The organism is Allobosea sp. WAO (genome assembly GCF_001509835.1).
In the GTDB taxonomy this organism is placed as follows: Bacteria; Pseudomonadota; Alphaproteobacteria; order Rhizobiales; family Beijerinckiaceae; genus Allobosea.
Genome location: NZ_JXTJ01000002.1, coordinates 69,069 through 90,380, shown reverse-complemented (window position 1 = coordinate 90,380; position 21,312 = coordinate 69,069). Strand labels below are relative to the sequence as shown.

The 21,312-nt window shown below is 60.6% G+C and carries 18 protein-coding genes and 1 pseudogene; 6 read left to right on the top strand and 13 right to left on the bottom strand.

Going from position 1 to position 21,312, the window contains the following annotated elements:
- The first annotated feature begins 230 nt into the window (after positions 1-230).
- Positions 231-419: a hypothetical protein gene (locus DK26_RS01305; protein WP_066467559.1), complete on the top strand. Its 189-nt coding sequence runs from the start codon at positions 231-233 to the stop codon at positions 417-419.
- Between the two features lie 274 nt (positions 420-693).
- Here DK26_RS01305 and DK26_RS01300 read toward each other — a convergent pair whose 3' ends face one another.
- From DK26_RS01300 to DK26_RS01265, 8 genes and pseudogenes are all read right to left on the bottom strand, one after another.
- Complete coding sequence (locus DK26_RS01300) at positions 694-918, bottom strand: hypothetical protein (RefSeq protein WP_066467557.1); 225 nt, start codon at positions 916-918, stop codon at positions 694-696.
- Between the two features lie 459 nt (positions 919-1,377).
- A pseudogene (locus DK26_RS01295) lies at positions 1,378-3,170 on the bottom strand (thiamine pyrophosphate-requiring protein).
- 32 nt (positions 3,171-3,202) lie between these two features.
- The gene (locus DK26_RS01290) at positions 3,203-3,442 is read right to left on the bottom strand and encodes a DUF2171 domain-containing protein (RefSeq protein ID WP_066467555.1); all 240 of its coding nucleotides are present in this window, start codon (positions 3,440-3,442) and stop codon (positions 3,203-3,205) included.
- Between the two features lie 364 nt (positions 3,443-3,806).
- The gene (locus tag DK26_RS01285) at positions 3,807-4,439 is read right to left on the bottom strand and encodes a DUF6766 family protein (protein WP_157089452.1); all 633 of its coding nucleotides are present in this window, start codon (positions 4,437-4,439) and stop codon (positions 3,807-3,809) included.
- 61 nt (positions 4,440-4,500) lie between these two features.
- Positions 4,501-4,878, bottom strand: a complete 378-nt coding sequence (locus DK26_RS01280) for a VOC family protein (protein WP_066467553.1) — start codon at positions 4,876-4,878, stop codon at positions 4,501-4,503.
- 179 nt (positions 4,879-5,057) lie between these two features.
- On the bottom strand, positions 5,058-5,663 hold the full coding sequence (locus DK26_RS01275) for a cysteine hydrolase (protein WP_248309839.1): 606 nt from the start codon (positions 5,661-5,663) through the stop codon (positions 5,058-5,060).
- Between the two features lie 58 nt (positions 5,664-5,721).
- Positions 5,722-6,162, bottom strand: coding sequence for a hypothetical protein (locus DK26_RS01270; protein ID WP_066467551.1), 441 nt, complete (start codon positions 6,160-6,162; stop codon positions 5,722-5,724).
- A gap of 3 nt (positions 6,163-6,165) precedes the next feature.
- Positions 6,166-6,411 carry a hypothetical protein gene (locus DK26_RS01265; RefSeq protein ID WP_066467549.1) on the bottom strand — a complete coding sequence of 82 codons (246 nt, stop codon included), beginning with the start codon at positions 6,409-6,411 and terminating at the stop codon, positions 6,166-6,168.
- 546 nt (positions 6,412-6,957) lie between these two features.
- Between DK26_RS01265 and DK26_RS01255 the strand changes: the two genes are divergently transcribed.
- Positions 6,958-7,809, top strand: coding sequence for an SDR family oxidoreductase (locus DK26_RS01255; RefSeq protein ID WP_066467545.1), 852 nt, complete (start codon positions 6,958-6,960; stop codon positions 7,807-7,809).
- A 1,097-nt stretch (positions 7,810-8,906) separates the two neighbouring features.
- Here DK26_RS01255 and DK26_RS01250 read toward each other — a convergent pair.
- From DK26_RS01250 to DK26_RS01235, 4 genes are all read right to left on the bottom strand, one after another.
- Positions 8,907-11,147 carry a xanthine dehydrogenase family protein molybdopterin-binding subunit gene (locus DK26_RS01250; protein ID WP_066467544.1) on the bottom strand — a complete coding sequence of 747 codons (2,241 nt, stop codon included), beginning with the start codon at positions 11,145-11,147 and terminating at the stop codon, positions 8,907-8,909.
- Between the two features lie 10 nt (positions 11,148-11,157).
- Positions 11,158-12,183, bottom strand: coding sequence for a xanthine dehydrogenase family protein subunit M (locus tag DK26_RS01245; RefSeq protein ID WP_066467542.1), 1,026 nt, complete (start codon positions 12,181-12,183; stop codon positions 11,158-11,160).
- On the bottom strand, positions 12,180-12,695 hold the full coding sequence (locus DK26_RS01240) for a 2Fe-2S iron-sulfur cluster-binding protein (protein ID WP_066467540.1): 516 nt from the start codon (positions 12,693-12,695) through the stop codon (positions 12,180-12,182). The genes DK26_RS01245 and DK26_RS01240 overlap by 4 nt, the downstream gene beginning before the upstream one ends.
- Before the next feature lie 121 nt (positions 12,696-12,816).
- Positions 12,817-13,935, bottom strand: coding sequence for a catalase family protein (locus DK26_RS01235; RefSeq protein WP_066467538.1), 1,119 nt, complete (start codon positions 13,933-13,935; stop codon positions 12,817-12,819).
- Between the two features lie 383 nt (positions 13,936-14,318).
- Between DK26_RS01235 and DK26_RS01230 the strand changes: the two genes are divergently transcribed.
- From DK26_RS01230 to DK26_RS01215, 4 genes are read left to right on the top strand one after another with little or no spacing between them, the layout of a single operon-like run.
- Complete coding sequence (locus tag DK26_RS01230) at positions 14,319-17,768, top strand: response regulator (protein WP_066467536.1); 3,450 nt, start codon at positions 14,319-14,321, stop codon at positions 17,766-17,768.
- Positions 17,765-18,604 (top strand): CheR family methyltransferase, encoded by an 840-nt coding sequence (locus DK26_RS01225; RefSeq protein ID WP_157089450.1) that lies wholly within the window; start codon positions 17,765-17,767, stop codon positions 18,602-18,604. Before DK26_RS01230 ends, DK26_RS01225 begins: the two co-directional genes overlap by 4 nt.
- Complete coding sequence (locus DK26_RS01220; RefSeq protein WP_066467532.1) at positions 18,601-19,179, top strand: chemotaxis protein CheB; 579 nt, start codon at positions 18,601-18,603, stop codon at positions 19,177-19,179. Before DK26_RS01225 ends, DK26_RS01220 begins: the two co-directional genes overlap by 4 nt.
- The gene (locus tag DK26_RS01215) at positions 19,176-20,297 is read left to right on the top strand and encodes a response regulator (RefSeq protein WP_066467531.1); all 1,122 of its coding nucleotides are present in this window, start codon (positions 19,176-19,178) and stop codon (positions 20,295-20,297) included. The genes DK26_RS01220 and DK26_RS01215 overlap by 4 nt, the downstream gene beginning before the upstream one ends.
- A 484-nt stretch (positions 20,298-20,781) precedes the next feature.
- On the opposite strand, the gene DK26_RS01210 is transcribed toward DK26_RS01215, so the two are convergent.
- Positions 20,782-21,285: a ferritin-like domain-containing protein gene (locus DK26_RS01210; protein WP_066467530.1), complete on the bottom strand. Its 504-nt coding sequence runs from the start codon at positions 21,283-21,285 to the stop codon at positions 20,782-20,784.
- Between the last annotated feature and the right edge of the window lie 27 nt (positions 21,286-21,312).

The following is a 21,312-nucleotide window of genomic DNA, read 5'->3' as shown; positions in this document are numbered from 1 at the left end:
GGTAGATGAGCGCGAGGGCGCTTTTGATCTCGAGTCGCCGTCACCGAGACGGCCGAGCAGCGGATCTTCAGGCTCTCATATGATCTTGCTGCGGCACGGACAATTCTTGCGACAGCGGGGCTGGCAGAAGCGACCAGATCCGCCCGATTGACAAGGTCGAACTGCCCGCGACAGGCTTTGCAAACCAGATCTCTCAGCTGGCGAGTAGCCGAAGTAATCGCGCTTTTGCCGTGCCCGATGCCGTGCAAATAAGCGGGCAAATCGAGATGGTTGTCGAGGAGGCGCAGGCGCTCATTAATGCCCTGGTGGAAGATGCGCGGGCGCCGGGTTTGAGCGTGTTCGGTTCACCCGTGAGCTTCACGATGCTGGAAATTCAGATGGCAGACAGTGAGTGCCGTGACTTACCTGGGTTTCGCTAGGACCAAGGCCGTCGAGCGGCGCGCCTTGCGGGGGCTAGCCTATCTGCCAATGCATCGCGCGTGTTGCAGTGCATTTGCGCGGCAGGCAAGAACCGCCGCCATGCAGGCATCTGATCGGTGGCTGGACCCATCGATGTGCATTTCGACCGATGGACTTCGGGTCTAATCACTTCGTCAGGGTCAAACCCTGATGAACGCGCCAGTGCTCTTGCAATGTACTCTTCGCGACTACGTTCCATGTTCCAACCTAGACAGGCGCGAGAGGGCATTTCGTTCACGGCGGCGCCATTCCGCAAACGCTGTCGTCGCTCCGAACCTCGGTATCTTGTAGGGCTGCAATCTCGCGCAGGATGGCGATTGCCTGGCTCTGCGCTTCGGTGAAGGTTTGCCTATCGACGGGCGCCGCGGTCAACGCCTCGAGCGCGGTGTCGACGGTTTCCCTGAGTGCGCCGAAGCGATCGACGAGTTTCGGTATCAGCCTTGCGTCAACCTGGTTCATTCAGGCAGCTTAGCTCTCGGTACCCGAGATGCACTGTCAAATGACAAGTGTTCTCGGAGTATCCTGTCTTGCAACCTCGAGCAGGGACATTTCCATTTCGCCGAGGGCGCGCAGGGCCACAAAGTCGATTTCTCGGACCTTCCATTGGTTTTGTTCAAGGAAACACGGAGGCGCGCGTCGAAACGTGCCTATATTGGGAAGGGGCGAGCAGGCGGTGAAGCGAGCGTGATGAGATTGCCATTCGGATCGCGGACCTCGAATAATCGCCCTTGATCTCGTTGCCGAGTTCGATGCCCAGGCCTTTCAGACGAATCCGCTCGGCGGCAAGTTCATCCAAAATCGACGCTAGGGGAGGCGGTTTCAGTCCGCCTTGGTCGAGCAACTCCTAGTGCATGAGCGTAGCCGTCATCGTTCGAACCAACCGCGCAGCACCATTGCCCCTTACGACTGGTTGGACTCTCAGCGCCCTTTCGGCGTGGGAAGCAGCGTACCGAGCAACGCACGGGCAGTGCTTTTCACGATGTTGCCGCCCTCGGGATCGCCGCTTGCAACTGCACCTGCAAACCCGCGCGCTTGCTCAAAGGTTATGTGCGGGGGGAGGGGGGGCACGTTGGGGTCGGTCACCATGTCCAGGATGTAGGGGCGATCGGCCGCGAGCGCTTCGTCCCAAGCGGCGCCCACTTCCTCCGGCTCGCTGACGCGTCGGCCGCCCAATCCCATCAACTTCGCGATCTCGGCATAGGGTAGGTCAGGAAGGTCCTGGCTCGCCGGCCATTTGGGGTCGCCTGCCTGGATGCGCTCTTCCCAGGTGACATAGGCCAGTTCGCGATTGTTCAGCACCATAACGATCAATCGCGGATCGGCCCAGCGCTTCCAGTATTTTGCGATCGTGACCAACTCGGTGATGCCGTTCATCTGCATCGCGCCATCGCCGACCAAGGCAATTGCCGGGCGATCTGGATGCGCGAACTTTGCTGCGATCGCATAGGGAATGGCGCAGCCCATCGTCGCAAGCGTGCCAGAGACGGAGCCCATCATTCCCCGGCGGAATCTTAGATGCCGTGCGTACCAGACTGTTGTGGTGCCGCTGTCGGCGGTGACGATGCAGTTTTCCGGCAGTCGCTCAGACAGCTCGGAGGCAACGCGCTGGGGGTTGATCGGAGATGCCTCGATAAGGGCGCTGTCGCGGGCTTCCTGCCAGCTCTCGCTCACATTTGCCTCGATCGCTGCTCGCCACTCATCGGCAAACTTCGGCTCCAAGAGCGGCAGCAGTGCTTCAAGCGTCGCGGCAGCATCGCCAACGAGGTTTACGTCCATCGGATATCTAAGCCCGAGCATGCCGGGGTCGATGTCGATCTGAACGCCGCGCGCTTGGCCGGGCTTCGGGAGGAATTCGGTATAGGGAAAGCCCGATCCGACCATGAGCAGTGTGTCGCAATCCTGCATCAGGTCCCAACTTGCCTTTGTGCCCAGCAGGCCGATGGACCCAGTGCAGAAGGACACGTCGTCGGGCACCGCAGCCTTCCCGAGCAAGGCCTTGGCAATCCCGGCCTTCAGCTTTTCGGCGGTCGCCAACACTGCGTCAGTGGCACCAAGCGCGCCGGCGCCGACCAAAATGGCAACTTTCTCGCCGGCATTGAGCACGCCCGCAGCGCGTTGAAGGGCATCCAATGACGGCACGACCGGAGATAGTTCAATCCCCACCCCAGAATGCGTCATGCCATGCTCTCGGGATGGCTCGACCATCGGCTCGAGCTGCAGATCGTTGGGCAAGATTACGCAGGTGACGCGACGCTCCGCCTGCGCGATCCGAAAAGCACGATCAATCAGATGAGGGACCTGAGCTGGGACCGACGCGGTCTCGATATACGCGCCAGCAACGTCCTTGAAGAGTGATTGGAGGTCCAGATCCTGCTGGTAGTGCGATCCAATCGCCGATCGCGCTTGCTGGCCGACAATGGCGACCACCGGGCGGTGATCGAGCCTTGCATCATAAAGCCCGTTGAGAAGATGCACGGCGCCCGGACCCGAGGTCGCGATACAGACGCCGACCTTGCCAGTAAAGCGAGACTCGCCGGAAGCCATCAGACTCGCGGTTTCCTCATGACGAACCTGAATGAACTCAATGTCGTTCTCGCGGCGCTGCAGGGCAGCGATGAGCCGCCAATTCCGTCCCCGGGGTAGCCGTAGACGCGCGTAACGCCCCATTCGAGAAGACGGGTCCAGATGAAATCCGAGACGGTTCGGGTCATTCTGTTCTCCGGGTCAAGGTCGGGGACAAGTGCTAGGCGCTTTCGTTGGACCAGCGTTCCATGGCTTCGGCTGCGGGGATGATCAGTGAGATCGTGTCGCCCTCGATGCCCACCACGAGCCCAATGTCGAGGTAGTGGTGCATCCCACCTGAGGCAGGATCGATCTTCTTCAGCTTCAGCAGCTGACCAGAAAGGCTATCGACGGTCCCGACGTGCGCGCCGTCCGAACCCACGACTTTGAGTCCTTCTCGTATTTGATCCACGAACATCATGGCTGACTCTCCCGACAGTGATGGGCGCACACTGAGGGGAACGGCCTATCGGCGCTGTATGTTCCGTGCGGACGGCAGCAAGTTCAGTGGCTCGCGCCCCAGGGGCTGGGGATTCCGCAGCTGATGAAGCAGACCGTGATGGCAACGCGGACCACAGTGAGCAACCAGATCGCCGTCGAGGAGGACATCAGCAGCAGGCTTTATCAATTGACCACGCGAGCTAACGGCGTAGGCGGCTTTGGGTTCCACGCTCAAGCAGTTTTTAGCAGGCGTCGGTCACGCAATCACACGGGGCGTCCGATCTCGCGAGCTATGGCGACCTCTCAAGGAAAAGCGGCTCTGCGCGGCAGCTCTACCCTTCCAGCTAGTCTCCAGTGTCTCGATGGGCGGCGCCCATCGGCTTGGATTCTGGCGAACCTCGATGCCGAAGAAATATCGAAAGCAAGACCAATACGGCGGTCGACAGGAACTCTGATTGCCAGTTCTGAAATGATTCAAACCAGAGTTGAGAATCGCCGAGATAGCTCAGAATGGACTGTGCCTCCCTTCCATGCAGCGAGGCTTCGCGGTTGGCGTTAATGAGGCTGAACCAGCAATGGAGGGCAAAGGACGCAACAAACAGAAACGCAAGGGCAAGTCCGAGGGAGTGTTCATAGAGCCATCCTAGCGAGGGATAGCGCACCCGCCAGGCGACTGCGTCGTTCTCTCTCTCCGGAGCGTCAGGATCGCGAGATTCTGCCGAGCCTCGTTGGAACAGGATTGCCGTAAGCACGACGAAGACCGCCATCTGAAGAAATTCGCTCTCCCAGTTCTCAAAAAGCGCCGAAAGAAATGCGCCTCCAAGCAAATAGCTTCCGAGACTAACTGTGCTTTGAGCATGTGCGGCCAGCTGCTGGTTGTGCGCTGCGTGTCCGGTTAGTGCCATGCCGCCGAGAGACGCTATGAACATTGCCAGGAGAGCCAGGCTAAGACCGTTGTCCCGGAAGAAACGCTCCACCGCTCGAATTCCAACTGTGGACAGGCGAGCATAGCCGGGCGTCTGAGCTCGGCGCCGACCGCTATTTGCCATTGTGCGTAACCGCTTCGATCTTGTTGCCGTCGGGATCGAGCACAAACGCGCCATAGTAGTTGGGATTGTAGGTCGGCCGGAGTCCTGGAGGCCCTGCGTCGGTGCCCCCGTGCTGCAAGGCGATTCTGTAAAATTCATCGACTACAGACCGGTCGCCCGCATCGAAGGCGATGTGTACGCCGTTTCCGGCCGAGGCAGGAGCGCCATTAACGGGCGTCTCCAAGCTAAACATTACTCCTGACACACCGTAGTCCACCGACTCTTCAGAGGATTTGATTAGCCGCAGGCCGAGCACTACGAGCACAGCATCATAAAAGGCACGGCTTCGACCAACATTGTTAGTGCCCAGAGAGACGTGGTGGATCATGACCGTTCTCCTGCGCTCTCTGGTTGGGGGTTTATGCTCGCCAGAGAACTCGCGACCAGCCCCTGGATAGCGTCGATGGCTGATCTCCTTGACCGAACTTAGAACGCTACTGGGCAGGATTGGTTCGCGGCTTTGGTGACGCCCCGGCGAGCTTCGGAGCATGCCCCCGTCTGCGGGCCCTAATCTCTTTGCCAGTGATCCAGAATTTCACCTGTTGTCGCCGCCGCGACCTGTTGGCTGAAGCGTTCCCGAAACAGCGCCAGCAGAGCATCATGGCCTGCATCGGAATAACTGCAGACCGCGTCGGTCGCGATAACCACCTTGTATCCGTGATCGACGGCTCCCAACGCCGAGGAGAGCACGCAAATGTCAGTCTCCGCGCCCGACAGAATAACCGTATCGATTGACCTCTCGCGGAGATGGGCGAGCAATCTGCGGCTTGCAAAGGCCGAATAGACTGGCTTGTCGAAAACTCGCGCCGGCGGCGTGAACCGAGCAAGCTCCGGGAGCAGTTCCAGCAAGCTGGCATGAAGGCGGTCGCGTGTCGTTTCGGGCCAGCGATGATAGAAATCTCGCCAAGCTCCGACGGTCTCTTCCGCCGTCGCCGGAGTTATGAACCGTGTGAAAATGGTGGCTTGCGGTTGGCGCTCCGCCAAGGCGACACACTGCGGCAGAGCGCGAGCCATCCATGGGGTGGACCAAGGACCTTCCTGGCCAAATAGCCGCTGCATATCGATACACAGATGAAGGGCGTTGGTCCTTAGATCAGGAAGTTGTTCGCCCACGCGCTCGTTCCCCGACAATCGCTACCGGTCCGCCAGCGACCTTTCGACCCCAAGTCCCTCAATCGATGTCGACATCCTGCTCATCCACGACGGTTCGACGGCGAGCACTGACCAGGTAAATCACCAGGCCCGCGCAAGCGGCCCCTGCGCCAGCCGAGGCAATTGCTCCCAGGCGTCGGATCGAATACGGCGCGGGATAGGGTGGGGTGCTGAAAGGCGACGCCTTCTCGAGCTCGGAGGTCATGGGCCTGGGCCGGCGCCACAGATACATAGCCAGGCCCACAAGAAGACCTGCGGCAACCAGCAGCCCGCCAGCTATCGCCAGGCTCGCAATCACGGGGCCATAGCGAAATGCCAGCGCTGCGCGCCCGGCGTCCAGGGCGTATCCGGCTGCGAAGATAAGGATCAAACAGCCGACGGCCAGCAAGCCGTACACAGTGAGCGATCGTGTGATGACGGCTTTGATCCGCGCCAACAGGAGGACAGCCATGCCGGCCATGGCCTATCTCGAAACCCAGATGCCAAGCACGAAGCCAGCAGTCGCAGCCCAGCCCAATGCTCGTAGTGGCCGATCCCGGATTTCATCCATCAGCAGGCGCTGGATCTCAGCGGCGCGATCGCTTGCTTCCGAGAGGTGACTGTCCTCGTCGAAGCCTTTCTCGATTGACGAGTCGGCGGCATCCTTTTGATCGGGATCATCCTTGTCGGCATTCTGCGACATCGCTTTGAAACCGTTTTCGGTATTCATGATGACAGTCCTTCTCAAAGGAGGCTGCTCCCTTCTGGCCTAACGGGCGTGCCCGCACTGTGTTCCCAGGCTTGAGATCCAGTGTCGGGATTTGTCGCGGCGTGTTGGTGTAGAGGACGGTGCATTTGGCCGCCCGACCGCCCTCCCATATGACCAGGCGAGCTAAGGAGCGGGGATTCCGTCGCGTATCCCTGTCGTTACGGCACCCAGCCGGCTATGGTCTGTGCATGCGAACGCCGCTGGACACCGAGCTTCTTCGGACCCTTGTCACGATCGTCGAAACCGAGAGCTTCACAGCGAGCGGCGAGAAGCTGCGGCGGACGCAACCCGCTGTCAGCATGCAGATGAAGCGGCTCGAAGATGCAGTCGGAAAGCGGCTGTTCGAGCAGCGTTACGCATTCGCCAGTCGCTCGACCCTCGATAAGGCGAGGAACCTGCGGTTCGGCTCGCCGGTTTGAGACTCGAAGTGGGGACTGCCCACGAAGACGGGCGCCGGCCACTTCGACAGCGGACAGTCGGCGTCAGCAACCTGAATGGAGCTTTGCCATGCACCCCAAGCCGCCGTTTTCCGAGCAGCAGCAATCGATGCCGGGGGTGACCGGCCAGATGGACCCCAAGCCCGATCACGGCGAGTCGTCCTACAAGGGTTCGGGCCGGCTTCTGGGAAAGCGTGCCATCATCACAGGTGGCGACAGTGGAATTGGTCGCGCGGTGGCGATCGCTTTCGCCCGGGAAGGAGCAGATCTCCTCATATCGTACCTGAACGAAGATGAGGACGCGGCCGAGACAAAGCATTGGGTGAAGAAGGCGGGACGCAAAGCAATCCTTGTTCCCGGAGACATTCAGTCTGCGGAACATTGTCGCTCGATCATTGAGACCGCAAAGGCCAAGCTCGGCGGGATCGACATTCTCGTCAACAATGCCGCGCATCAAGCGACGTTTGACGACATCGGCGAGATTTCTGATGACGAGTGGGAGCTGACCTTCAAGGTCAACATCCATGCGATGTTCTATCTGACAAAGGCAGCGGTTCCTCATATGCGGCCGGGTAGCGCGATCATCAACACCGCGTCGGTCAATGCCGACATGCCGAATCCGACGCTCCTCGCCTATGCCACGACGAAAGGCGCGATCCAGAATTTCACGGCGGGACTGGCGCAGCTCCTTGCAGAGAAGGGCATCCGCGCAAACGCAGTAGCGCCGGGGCCAATCTGGACGCCGCTCATTCCCTCGACGATGGATGCCGAGAGGGTCTCGAACTTCGGCAAGCAGGTTCCGATGAAGCGTCCCGGGCAGCCGGCCGAGCTTGCTACCGCGTACGTCATGCTGGCCGACCCGCTCTCGAGCTATGTGTCAGGCGCGACAATCGCGGTGACCGGCGGCAAACCGATTATCTAACTTTCGTGCGCCTATGAGCCCTTCGTTTCGGGCGACTACCTCACCGTCACGACGTAGTTTATTCTAGTACACCCCTTTCCAGAAAGATTGGACTCGCATAGATAAACAACGAAGCTGTCTTTCCCAGTGAAACTGGCCTTTGGCTTGTAGAAGAACGTGAATTCTCCAACCTTATCTAGGAATCCACGATCTGGCTTTTTCATAATTTCGAACTGCTGTAAAACCGTCCGTGCATGTATGGGGCTATAGCCGCTCAAATCGAGCCCGAAGCTAATTCGGCACCCTTCGGAATCTGTATTTGCGACCGGCAAGCCGCCTGAGCCGCTCCGCCGCACGCAGTTGACGCAGCCATGGCCGCGACCGCCATCCAAATTCTGCTCATCGCAGCTCCCCAAAACGCCCGCGCTATCAGCAACGTCGAAACCGTTTCGGATCGAAATCGAACCCGCGCAGACGCGTGAAAGTCAGCTCGTTTGCCTCAACGCGAATGAAAAATGACACCCGCATAGGGCGGCCTTCTCCGCTGCATTGAGCGGTGAGTTCATAGCCGTCTGGCTGCTTCTTTGATCTGACGCTCTGGCAGTAGGTTTCGAATGTCGACAGGTCCAACTGCTTCGGGCTCAAACCGATTATCGTTGCCTCGCGCGCACAGTTGGGCGCTCCCCATCGACCGATCCATTCCGAAGCCAGCGTCGGGTTGCTAGCCCCGATCAACATCATAGTCGCCGCCGCGGCTCGTCGCATTGGCGTCCTCCTGATCGTTGCAGTCCGACTAAGTGTACAGGGACGACCTGGCCCGATCTGCAGCCATTAAGGTGTACTTCCCTCTACCGAGCTCCCTCCCGCGATCGGCACTCGGTCGCCGAACCTTCAAGCATCACGAGAGGTTGAGATAGATTGGAGCGAGAGACGGCCTGCATGCCCAAGTGCCGCGATTCTGACGAACCCCTGCGGATTGTCCGCAACTCAGGCGACTATCGTCGAGTCCTAGAGCGGATTATGGAAATCACTCAAGAGGTGGGCCGTCCACCTGAACTCAATGAGCTGGAAGCTAGTCGCTGGGCCGATGCTCGCGAAACGCCGGCAAGCTTTCGCGATCAGGCCGCCAGCAGTTTATCGAGGGTTATCGGCAGGCTGCGCAGCCGTTTGCCCGTGGCATGGTGGATCGCGTTTGCAATGGCGGCCGCTGTGCCGACGATGCCGATCTCGCCGAGCCCCTTGACGCCGATCGGGCTCGCCTTGTCGTCATGCTCTTCGACGAAGACCACGTCGATGTCGTAGATGTCGGCGTTCGCCGGGACATGATACTCAGCGAGCGAGTGGTTCATGATGCGACCGAGGCGGTGGTCGGTTAGCGTCTCCTCGTGCAACGCCATGCCGATGCCCCAGACGACACCGCCGATAATCTGGCTGCGCGCGGTTTTGGGGTTGAGGATGCGTCCGGCCGCGACTGCATTGACGATGCGTGTGACGCGGATCTGCCCAAGCTCCGCGTCAATCCTCACCTCGGCAAACACGGCTGAGTGTGTGTACGCCGCGTAGCGCATCGGCCCGATCAGGCCGGGGCTTGCGCTCTTCTCCGCCTCCAGCTTCTCTTCGCCCGACGCTGCAAGCGCCTCAGCCAGCAACACGGACTTGGCAGGGTTGGTCCGCAGTAGGATTCTGCCGTTGACGAAAGCTATGTCGTCATCGCTTGCGTCGGCGAATGGCGAGCCATCGATCTTGCGCGCCAGCTTGAATAGCTGCGCCTGCAGGTCCTGGCAGGCGGCCATGACGGCGCTGCCAGCAGAGGCTGCTGTCCACGATCCGCCCTGCACGGGCGACGCCGGGAGAGTAGAATCCGCCAGCTTCACCGTGACCTGTTCCATCTCGAGGCCGAGTGTCTCGGCACCGATCTGGCTCAGGATGGTGTAGGTTCCGGTTCCGATGTCGGAGGTGGCGCAGGAGAGTTCAAGGCGGCCATCGGCCGTGAAGACCCCCCGCGCCGCCGTCTTCATCATTCCGGCTTCCCAGACGCCGCTCGCCATGCCCCACCCGATCAGTTCTCGACCATCGCGCATAGAACACGGTCGGGCGTTGCGCTTGTTCCAACCAAAGCGCTCGGCACCTTCGCGATAGCAGGCTCGAAGCTCCTTCGAGGTGAAGACCTTGCCATCATTCTCGTCGTGGTCGGTGTAGTTGCGCAGGCGCAGCTCGATAGGGTCGATCTTCGCGGCTATCGCCAGTTCGTCCATCGCACTTTCGAGCGCGAACAGGCCGAGAGGCGCGCCGGGCGCCCGCATGTCGCCGGGAGAGTAGATGTCGAGCTTGGCGAGTTCGTAACGCAGATCGACGTTTGGCGCGTGGTAGAGCATGCCCGACCAGTTTACGACATTCTCCTGGTGGTCCTCGAATTGCGACGTCGCGGCGACTGCGTGGTGCTGGATCGACACGAGCTTGCCATCAGCATCAGCGCCGAGCGCCACGGCGTTGATGGTCTCGGGGCGGTGGACATGGCCGAACATCTGCTGCCGCGTCAGCTCGACACGCACCGAGCGTTCGAGCGCCAGTGACGCCATCACGGCGAGGAAGAGCTGGTGTTGCGGGCGGAGGCCGGAGCCGAAGCCGCCACCGACATAAGGCGCCACGACGCGGACATTGTCGCTCGACAGGCCGAAGACGCTGGCGACGTAGGCCTGGCTGTTCTGCACCCCTTGCGTCTTGTCATGGACGGTGATCTTGCCGTCGCCTTCCCAGATCACAGTCGTTGCATGCGGCTCCATCGGGTTGTGATGCTCGGGTGCGATGGCGTATTCCGCGCTGACGCTAACTGGCGCTTCGCTGAACGCCTTGACGGCGTCGCCGCGCGGATCGGGCGGGGGGGCGATGCCCAAGCGCTTTTTGGGGGGCTTGTAGGCGTCTTTCCGGGCGATGCTCAGATCCGTGAGATGCGGCTTCTCCGCATATTCTACGATCACGAGCGCGGCCGCATCGCGGGCGGCGTCGAAGCTCGTTGCCACGACAAGCGCGATGGGCTGGCCGCTATACTGGATTTCTTCGCTGTAAAGCGGGCGGAAGGGCGAGCCCGGAGGTCCGACCTGGTCGCGGTACTTGTAGGTGAACCACGCCGTCTGTGGCCGGTTCTCATGGGTGAAGACTTTGATCACACCCGGCGCGGCTTCAGCCGCAGCGACATTGATCGAGCGGATGAGCCCGCGAGCAATCGCGCTCTCGACAATGTAGCCATGGCCGAGATCGGTCGCGGCGAATTCGGCTGCGTAGGTTGCAGCCCCGGTGACCTTGGCCGGCCCGTCGACGCGATTGCGGGGAGAGCCGATATGCGGATCATTCTTCAGCATGGCGTTCTCCTCAAGCGATCCGCTTATCGCTCAGCGACTGCGGCGTCGCCGCAGCCGCCTGGGTCAGCGCCCGCACGATCGCACGGCGCGCGAGATCGACCTTGAAGGCGTTGTGTTCGTGAGGCTGGGCGCCGGCGAGCAAAATGTCGGCGGCGCGGGTGAAAGTCTCCTCGCCGGCGGCCATTCCGACGAGCGCATTCTCGGCGTCCGGCTTCCGCCAGGGCATATGTGAAACACCTCCGAGCGCCAGTCGCGCCGCAGCGATGCGTCCACCATCGAGTTGCAGCGCTGCCGCAACCGATACGAGAGCGAAGGCGTAGGAAAGACGGTCGCGGAGTTTCAAGTAGGTGTAGTTTTCGGCGAAGTACGATGCTTCTCCGGCCAGCGTCACCGCGACCACGATCTCACCCTGGCGCAAGGTGTTGTCGCGTTGGGGCTCGTCTCCGGGCAGGCGATGATACTCGCGGAAAGAGATACGCCGTTCGCCATCGGGCCCGGCCACCTCGACCGTGGCGTCGAGCGCGGAAAGCGCGACGCACATATCCGAGGGATGTGTCGCTATGCATTGGTCGCTGGCGCCGAGGATGGCGTGGATGCGGTTAACGCCACCGATCGCGCCACAGCCCGAGCCCGGCTCGCGCTTATTGCAGGGCGTGGCGACATCGTTGAAGTAATAGCAACGGGTGCGCTGGTTGAGGTTGCCGCCGGTCGTAGCCGCATTTCGCAGTTGCGGCGTAGCACCCGCCAGGACGGCGTGCGTCAGCAGGGGATAAAGCTTGGCGATGCGTTCGTCATAGGCGACATCGCTGTTCGGCACGAGAGCACCAATGCGCATTCCACCATCCGGCGTCTCGGAGATGCCGCGCAGTTCGTCCAGACGGGTGAGGTCGACCAACTCGCCGGGGCGTTCGACCTCGTATTTCATTAGGTCGACGAGATTGGTGCCTCCGGCGATGATAGCTGCGGCCGGATTGCTGCGGAGATGCGAAATCGCGTCGGCAAGGGTCTCGGCGCGGTGATAGGAAAAGCGGTTCATTCCGCTGCCTCCCTGATGACGCCCGAGCGCTGAACCAGCACATCCTGGATCGCGTCGACAATGTTGGGGTAGGCGCCGCAGCGACAGATGTTGCCGCTCATCAGCTCGCGAATCTCATCTCGCGTGACGGCATTCCCTTCTTCGATTAGGGCGATGCCGGAGCAAATCTGGCCGGGCGTACAATAGCCGCACTGAAACGCGTCGCGCTCGATGAAGGCTTGTTGCAAGGGGTGCAGATGGCTGCCCTGCCCGATACCCTCGATCGTGGTGATCGCCTTGCCGTCCTGCATCACTGCGAGCTGGAGACAGGAGTTGATACGACGGCCGTCGATGAGGACAGTGCAGGCGCCGCATTGGCCGTGATCGCAGCCCTTCTTCGTGCCCGTCAGCGCCAGATCGTGCCTGAGCAAATCAAGGAGCGTGGTCCAGGGCTGGAGCTCTACGCAGCGTCGTTCTCCATTGATGGTGATCTGGATCGGTATTTCGGCTGAGCCGGGGCGCGCCTGGGACATTCGGAAATCTCCGATCCGATGATGGTGACCCCCCGGCCGCTGACGTGTGTCCAACAGGAAGCTACGAAGGAAGTTCCCCTGGATTTAGAGTGGGCGCTTGGTACGATCGGTCCGCATTTGCTCAGGCGGGCAGCTCGACGTCCTCCAGCTTCCGCGGCTGGTGCATCGGACAGCCGCTGTGCTCCGAGCGGAAACGAGCCGAGCTGCGATATGCAGCCTTGCGCAACCGCATGATCGAGCCCAGCGGTCGATGTGCCGCAAGCCCGTGCCAAGGGCTGAACGATTGGCCGTCGTCGATGGCGCGCGACTTTCCCTCGTCCCAGGCAATCTGGGAGGGGGCGCTGATCGTGGCGACGGTCCGATAGGGGCTTTGCTTCTCCGGCCACTCGACGCTTGCGTCCTCGATCGGCATCGTCTCCAGATCGGTGCAGAGCTGGACGCGGAGTTCCCACCGTCCGCCTTGATGGGAGAAGAAGTCGTTGCAGGCCTCGCGCAGGCCGTCTGGATGCCCGAAGACCTTCACCGGCTGGTCGGTGAGGCCTGTCAGTTCCGGGATGACAGGAACGAGCTGGACCTTGGCCATGAAGTCGCCGAACAGGATCGGGGCAGCGCTGAAATATGTCTCGCCCAGCGGGTGCGTGGCGGGATGGCCACCAAGCTGCTTGAGGGTTGCACTTTCGCCGCCGACGCGCTCGACTGCGCTCTCGATCCCCCGAAGCGTGTAGCTAAGCGCCTTCTTCAGGAAATGCCCCTTGTCGGTCGTCGCAGCGAGCAGCTTCAGATTACCGAGGAAGGCCTTGCCGGTGCGCGCGGCGAAGACCGGTCCGTTGACAAGCACGAAATCCTGAACCGCCTCGGTCTCAGACCCGGGTAGCCTCTCTCCCTCTACGCCAATCACCTTCAAGGCGAGGCCGCGGGGGACAGAAACGTCGTCGTCGAGGACGTCGCCTGGAATGGTCGACAGGCGCATGATCACAGGATAGGTCCCCGTCCCCGCAAAAAGCCCTTGGGCGAGTTCGGGGGGCAGGTCCGGTACCACCGTCATCTCGCCTTGCAGCAATGCATGACTCTTGGCGTGGACGCTGCGCAGTGCGCGGCCCTCTTCTTTCAGCGTCGTTTCGCTGATGCTGCGGAGCGTCGCAACGAGGCCATCCTCGGTCGCGCGCTCCTGCGGTTCAGGTTGCTCGAACTCCGGCTGATAGAGCAGGGGACGAATCGCGGCCTCGGAACGAGCGGTCATGAAAGCCTCCTGAAAAGATCCTTTCCGAAACGGATTGCAGGCTCGAACTGTTCCAGATTGTCGAGGCGGAAGGCGATTAAGATGCCTGTGTCGGCAGATGAGTCTCGCCGGCTTCTCCCGCGGCGCGGGATTGTCACGCCGTGTTGCGGCCGACCTTGCTAGTCGCCATGTAAGCTGGCGCAGACTACAGAGGAGCGCGCTCCCGAACCAAGCGGGGATGGATCGACGCATGCGGTGGTTCGTCAGCTCGACTGGCGAGGCCGGTTCCCCTAACACTGTGAACTCTAATCGTCCGTCGTTTAAATTCTAAAGCCTGCTAAACGTGGCGGCGCTTGGTGAATTTGCGCGACGTTGCCGTGGCCGAAGCTTCGACGAGATCACTTATGAGACCTGCCTCGAAAATCGACTCATCGAAGTGGACTCTTGGGCTCGAGCCGGCGGTGGCCATAGGACTTGGCGGTGCCGTGGCCTTTTTCTTGGTCAGCGGAGTCGTTGCCTTTCTTAATCTGCAAATGCTCCGCGAAGGCAATGCCAGCGTCGTGCGCACGCATGAGGCAATCGTGGCTCTCGACCAGATGCTTTCGACCGTGCAGGACGCCGAAACCGGGCAGCGAGGGTTTCTTCTCACCAATGACGAGCGCTACCTTGAGCCGTATCAAGCCGCGTTGCGAGCGATACCTCCGCGACTAGAACAGATCGCAGAGCTGTCCGTGAGCAATCCTGCGCAACAGCCCCGTCTAAGATCGTTGAAACAGCATCTGGACGCAAAGCTCGACGAGATGCGGGAGACGATCGACCTCAGGCGTACAAAAGACCTCGCGGCTTCTCTTTCCGTCGTTAACTCCGAGCGTGGCAAGAGCGCGATGGACGCCATCCGCACGGTGCTGTCAGCGATGGCTGATGAAGAGACGCGAACTCGCATCAGACGGATTGACGAGATGGGGGGCGCACAGCGCACCGCCATGGCCAGCAGCTTGCTCGCAGGCGCGCTTGGCTTGCTGTTAACCGGTACGATCGCTGTCCTCATCCGCCGCGCTACATTGGCCCGTAGGCGAGAAGAGTGGCTGCAGGCTGCTCAAGTCGGTTTGGCCGCAGCCATGATGGGGGATCAGCCCATCGGTAAGCTCGGCGATAGCATACTAGAATTCTTGGCAGGCCACACCGGGGCAGTGGCCGGGGCATTGTTCGCCGGTCGCGGAGACGTCTATCGTCGTGTGTCCACATACGGTGTACCAGATGGTGCTGCAGTTCCGGACAGTGTCAGGTTGCGGGAAGGACTGCTCGGCCAGGCGGCCGCAGAAGCCCGGCCGATCGTCATAGAGAATGTGCCGGATGGGTACATCGCCTTCGGCTCTGCGTTGGGCCAAGACGTTCCGCGACACATCGCTATCCTTCCTGCCATCGATGATAGTGCGGTCAACGCAGTGATCGAACTTGGTTTCTTGCGGCCCGTCGACGAAAGCATCATCGCTCTCCTCAATGAGGCGTCGCAATCCGTCGCGGTGGGGGTGCGCTCTGCTGAGTACCGCGAAGAGTTGCAGAATCTTCTGGAAGAGACGCAGCGGCAAGCTGAGGAACTCCAAACGCAGAGCGAGGAGTTGCGAGTCTCCAACGAGGAGTTGGAAGAGCAAGGCCGTGCTCTGAAGGAGTCGCAGGGACGCCTCGAACAGCAACAGGTGGAACTCGAACAGACGAATTCGCAGCTTGAGGAACAGGCGCAACAGCTCGAGACCCAGCGTGACGACCTTGAGCGCACCAATGCCTCGGTCCAGCTCAAAGCGCGCGAGCTAGAGCAGGCGAGCCGCTACAAGTCCGACTTCCTCGCGAACATGTCCCACGAGCTCAGGACGCCTCTGAACTCGTCTCTCATCCTTGCCAAGCTGCTTGCTGACAATCCCAACGACAATCTCACCGATGAGCAGGTCAAATTCGCCAAGACCATCCAGTCATCCGGCAACGACCTGCTAAACCTGATCAACGACATTCTCGATCTGTCGAAGATCGAGGCCGGTCACGTCGAAATCAGGCCTGAACCGATCGAGCTGGAACGGCTCGCAGGCAACTTGCGGCAGCTCTTCCAACCTGTCGCGAGCGAACGAAAGCTCGCGTTTGGCATTGAGATTGCCACGGACTGCCCAAGCAAGATCGAAACGGACTGGCAGCGGCTCGAGCAGGTGCTGAAGAATCTACTGTCGAATGCCTGCAAGTTCACTGAGGCTGGCCAGGTACAGCTTGCCATTCAGAACGTCGCTGAAGGCCGGATCGCCTTTGCTGTCTCTGACACGGGAATCGGCATTAGCCCGGAGCAGCAGAAGCGCATTTTCGAGGCGTTTCATCAGGCCGATGGGACGATCAGTCGCAAATACGGGGGCACCGGCCTCGGTCTTTCAATCTCGCGTGAACTCGTCCGGCTGCTTGGCGGCTCCCTCGCGGTTAGCAGCACCGAAGGGCAGGGGAGTACATTTACGGTCACGATTCCGGCCGTCTATGACGCCGCACAGGTGGCATCGCGCGAGCCGGTTATACCTGCTGCTTCGGCGAACGCCGCAGCGTCTTACGAAGCCGCTCACCCTCTTTCGCCCGCTCCTGTTCGACGGATCGATGATGATCGGCACGCGCTCGACGGCGACAAGCGCGTCCTCCTGGTCGTCGAGGATGATGACAGTTTTGCCGCTATCCTGCGCGATCTCTCCCGTGAAATGGGCTTTAGATCACTCGTCGCCGGGACCGCGGACGAGGCTTTGAGCCTCGCTCGCGAGTTTATGCCAAGCGCCATCATTCTCGACGTCGGGCTCCCCGACCAATCTGGCCTGTCAGTGCTCGACCGGCTCAAGCGCGACACCACCACGCGGCACATTCCAATCCATGTGGTGTCTGGTACGGACCATGCCGAGACTGCCTTCTCGCTCGGCGCTGTAGGCTACGAGATCAAGCCGGTGAAACGCGAGCAATTGGTCGAGGTCCTGCGCAAGTTTGAGACAAGGCTCACGCAACGCGTCCATCGCGTGCTGATTGTCGAGGACGATCCCGTACAACGCGACGCGGTAGCCAAGTTGCTCTCCTCCGCGGAGGTCGAGACGGTGACCGCCGGCACGGCGGCCGAATGCATCGCGCTGCTAGGCGAGCAGACTTTCGACTGCATGGTGCTGGATCTCACGCTTCCGGACGCCTCCGGCTACTCCCTGCTTGAAACTCTCAGCAGAGAAGCAGCCTACGCCTTTCCTCCGGTCATCGTGTACACCGGCCGGGAACTTTCAAGCGATGATGAGCAGCGTTTGCGGCGCTACTCGAAATCGATCATCATCAAGGGCGCGAAATCCCCCGAACGTCTCCTAGATGAGGTGAGCCTGTTTCTCCATCAGGTGATTTCGGAGCTCCCCGACGAACATCAGAAGATGATCCGGAAAGCGAGGAACCGCGATGCGTTGCTCGAGGGGCGCCGGATTCTCATCGTCGAGGACGATGTCCGCAACGTCTACGCGCTGACGAATATCCTGGAACCGCGAGGAGCTTCCATTGCCATAGCCCGCAACGGCAAGGAGGCATTGGACGCGCTGGCCAATGCTTCGGGCAACCGGGTCTCGCCAGGGGCAAACTCGCCGATCGATCTTGTCCTGATGGACGTGATGATGCCTGTAATGGATGGCCTGACCGCGACGCGCGAGATCCGTAAGAATCCGGACTGGAAGAAGCTTCCCATCATCGCTCTGACCGCCAAGGCCATGCCGGACGACCAACAGCGCTGCATCGACGCCGGCGCCAACGACTACATGGCCAAGCCCCTGGATGTGGAAAAGCTCCTTTCCCTCGTGCGCGTCTGGATGCCGAAGTGAATCGGAGCGAGCCGGAAGAGAAGGTCGAGGACATCGAAATCCGGCTGCTGCTGGAGGCGCTGTTCGTGCGCTACCACTACGATTTCCGCAACTACTCCATGGCCTCACTTAAGCGGCGTCTACGACAGGCTCGGCAGCAACTGGGTTTCGCGACCTTTTCGGCGATGCAGGAAAGCTTGCTGCATGATCCGGCCATGCTGCCGAGGCTCCTGCGCTATCTGACCGTTCAGGTCAGCGAAATGTTTCGCGATCCCGATTATTTCCGCGCGATCCGCGAAAATGTCGTGCCGCATCTGCGGACCTATCCCTCGCTCAAGGTCTGGATTGCCGGCTGCAGCGAGGGCGAGGAGCTATACTCCTTCGTCATACTCTTTCGGGAAGAGGGGCTGGAGGAGCGCACGATCTTCTACGCGACAGACATCAACCAGGAAGCCCTTCAGGCAGCGGAAGCCGGCGTTTACGCCCTGGATCGCCTGCAGCTCTTCACCGAAAACCATCGTAAGTCAGGCGGCACGTCCTCTCTGTCGGACTACTATCAGGCGGCTTACGGGCGGGTCTCCTTCGATCGGACATTGCGGCGCAACGTGGTCTTTTCCGACCATAGCCTCGTTACCGATGCTGTCTTTGGCGAGATGCAGCTTATCTCGTGCCGGAACGTAATGATCTATTTCGACCGGAAGCTTCAGGACCGCGCGATCGGACTCTTTTCGGAATCGCTGGCGCGGAAGGGATTTCTCGGGCTCGGCGCGAAGGAGAGCCTGCGCTTTTCGCGACATGCGAGTGATTTTGACGATTTCGTGCGGGAAGAGAAAATCTATCAGAGGCGAGCGACATGAGTTCCCTTGAAGCTCAGGCCATCGTCATCGGGGCCTCGGCGGGGGCGCTCGAGGCCCTCTCCGCGATCCTGCCAGTGCTGCCAAAAGGGTTTGGTCTTCCGATCATGATCGTTGTGCACGTTCCCCCAGACCGCGATAGCGTGCTGTCGGAGCTGTTTCAGGCAAAGTGCGGCCTGCTGGTGAAGGAGGCTGAGGATAAAGAGCCGATCCTTGGCGGCACAGTCTATTTCGCGCCCCCAGGCTACCACCTTCTGATTGAGGCCGATAAGTGCCTTGCGCTGTCGAGCGACGAGCCCGTGCTGTTTTCACGGCCGTCGATCGACGTGCTTTTTGAAAGCGCTGCCGATGCCTACGGGTCTGGGCTGATCGGGGTCGTCCTCACAGGAGCGAACCAGGACGGGGCGAAGGGGCTACAGGCAATCGTCGAAGCTGGCGGGACCGCACTCGTTCAGTCACCAAAGGGGGCGTTCTCTTCGGTGATGCCCGAGGCGGCGATCAAGTCCGTTCCAACCGCGATCGTGATGCCGCCAGAGCAGATCGCCACTTGCCTCCAAAACATCCGAGTTCGAGCATGAGCCCTGTCCACTTTCTCCTGGTCGACGATCTTGAGGAAAACCTGCTTTCCCTGGAGGCGCTCTTGCGCCGAGACGGCCTTGTCTTGCTCAAAGCCCGCTCCGGCGACGAGGCGCTTGAGCTTCTCCTTGACCACGACGTTGCGCTCGCCCTCGTCGACGTGCAGATGCCTGGGCTCGACGGTTTCGAGCTTGCAGAACTGATGCGCGGCAATGAACGCACCCGGCGGATTCCTATCATCTTCGTGACCGCAGGCAGCGCCGACGCTCAACGCCGGTTTCGCGGCTACGGGACCGGCGCGGTTGACTTCATCCAAAAGCCGATCGAGCCGGATATCCTGCGCAGCAAGGCGGACGTCTTTTTCGAACTTCATCGTCAGCGCCAGCAGATCGCGGCACAGCGCGACGAGCTCGCAATCCAGGCAAGGGCCCTCCAGGAAGCCGGTCGTCGAAAAGACGAGTTCCTCCTGACGCTCTCCCATGATCTGACGCTCCACAAGGATGCCAGAGCGCAGCAGGACATGCTCCTACGGGAGATCAATCACCGCATCAAAAATCTCTTCACCCTGACCTCCGGCTTGATCACCCTCAGCGCCAGGACCGCCCGTTCCCCCGAGGAACTGTGCACCGATCTCAAGTCTCGTTTGCGAGCGTTATCGGATGCGCACCAACTTACGCTGCCGGATCTTGCCAGCAATCAATCCCCGGACGGGGCCCCGACTACCGCAATGGCTGTGTTGAAAGCGATCCTCGCGCCCCATGCCTTCGACGACGAAACCCGGATCGCGATAGGTGGCTCGGATACAGTAGTTTCGAACAAGGCGCTCACCTCTCTTGCCTTGCTGCTTCATGAACTGACCACTAACGCCGCCAAGTATGGGGCTCTCTCGGAGCCATGCGGTAGTTTGAACATCGAGTTTCGTCTGACCGAGCACACCCTGCGCATGGTGTGGCAAGAGATCAGCGGTACTCAGTCGGGAAAGAAATCGGATCGCGAAGGCTTCGGAACAGCGCTGGAGAAGGCAGTTCTGAGAGGGCTTGACGCGAACATTAGCAAAGACTGGCAGCCCGACGGCTTGCTGGTTACCATCGACCTGCCGCTGGCGAACCTGCATCACTAGCCGGTGTTCTCACACGCCGGTCCGACGAGTCAGATGGCGCTGCCGACTCACAACGAAATGGGGTGTGCGATTTGCGCCTGCTGTGCCCCGGTTTCGTGCTTGGAACCGAGCAAATGCGCGCGCGTTGATCTCGGGTGCTCAATTTGCTCCGCATCGAGTGGGCGGTTCCGGCCTACTTACTGCAAGGGATCATGGACGCAGCTCGGATTAGAACTGTCGCACGAGCGCTTTGCCTTGCCATGAACGCGGACCGAGGACGGCGATGTCATTGAGAGGTCCGCGGCCTGCATCTTAGCTGCCATATGCACTCGAGGCATGCTGGGGATTATCCGTGTCATGGCTGGCATTTCGCGCCGGACGGGAGAGTCCTAATTGCTCCGGCCGTTCCCGCGAGGACTATCAGCTAAATCGGAAAGGGCTGGAGTGCCGTGACAGCTAAGTGATGTGGGGATGCGCTCCCGTCGCACATCGGGAGCGCTGACAGTCAGGCAGCCTTCCGGTTGATGCCGCTGTTAGCGAGCTCCGTCAGCTTCTTGTCAGTGGCGGCCTCCTCGTCGAGATTGGCCTGAAGCAATGCCGCGCAGTCTTCGCGGCCGAGCTGCTTGGCCCACGCCACCAGCGTGCCATAGCGCGTAATCTCGTAGTGCTCGACCGCCTGCGCTGCGGCGATCAGGGCGGCGTCAAGCACCCGCTTGTCGTCGACCTCACCGGCAACGTCATTGGCTTCCTCGAGGATGCCGTCGATGGCGGGGCAAGTCACGCCCTTTTCCTCTACGCCATGCTGCCTAAAGACTTGCTTCAGGCGTTGGATGTGTTCTTCCGTTTCTCTTAGATGGGTTTGGAAACCCGCCTTCAGCTCCGGGCTCGTGGCCTTCGTGATCATATCAGGCAGCGCCTTCTTGATCTGATGCTCTGCGTAATAGATGTCGCGCAGCGTGTGAACGAAGAGATCATCCATCGTTGCAATGTCCTTGGAGAACCAACCCATGGTCGTTTCCTTTTCAGCGTGAGGTGG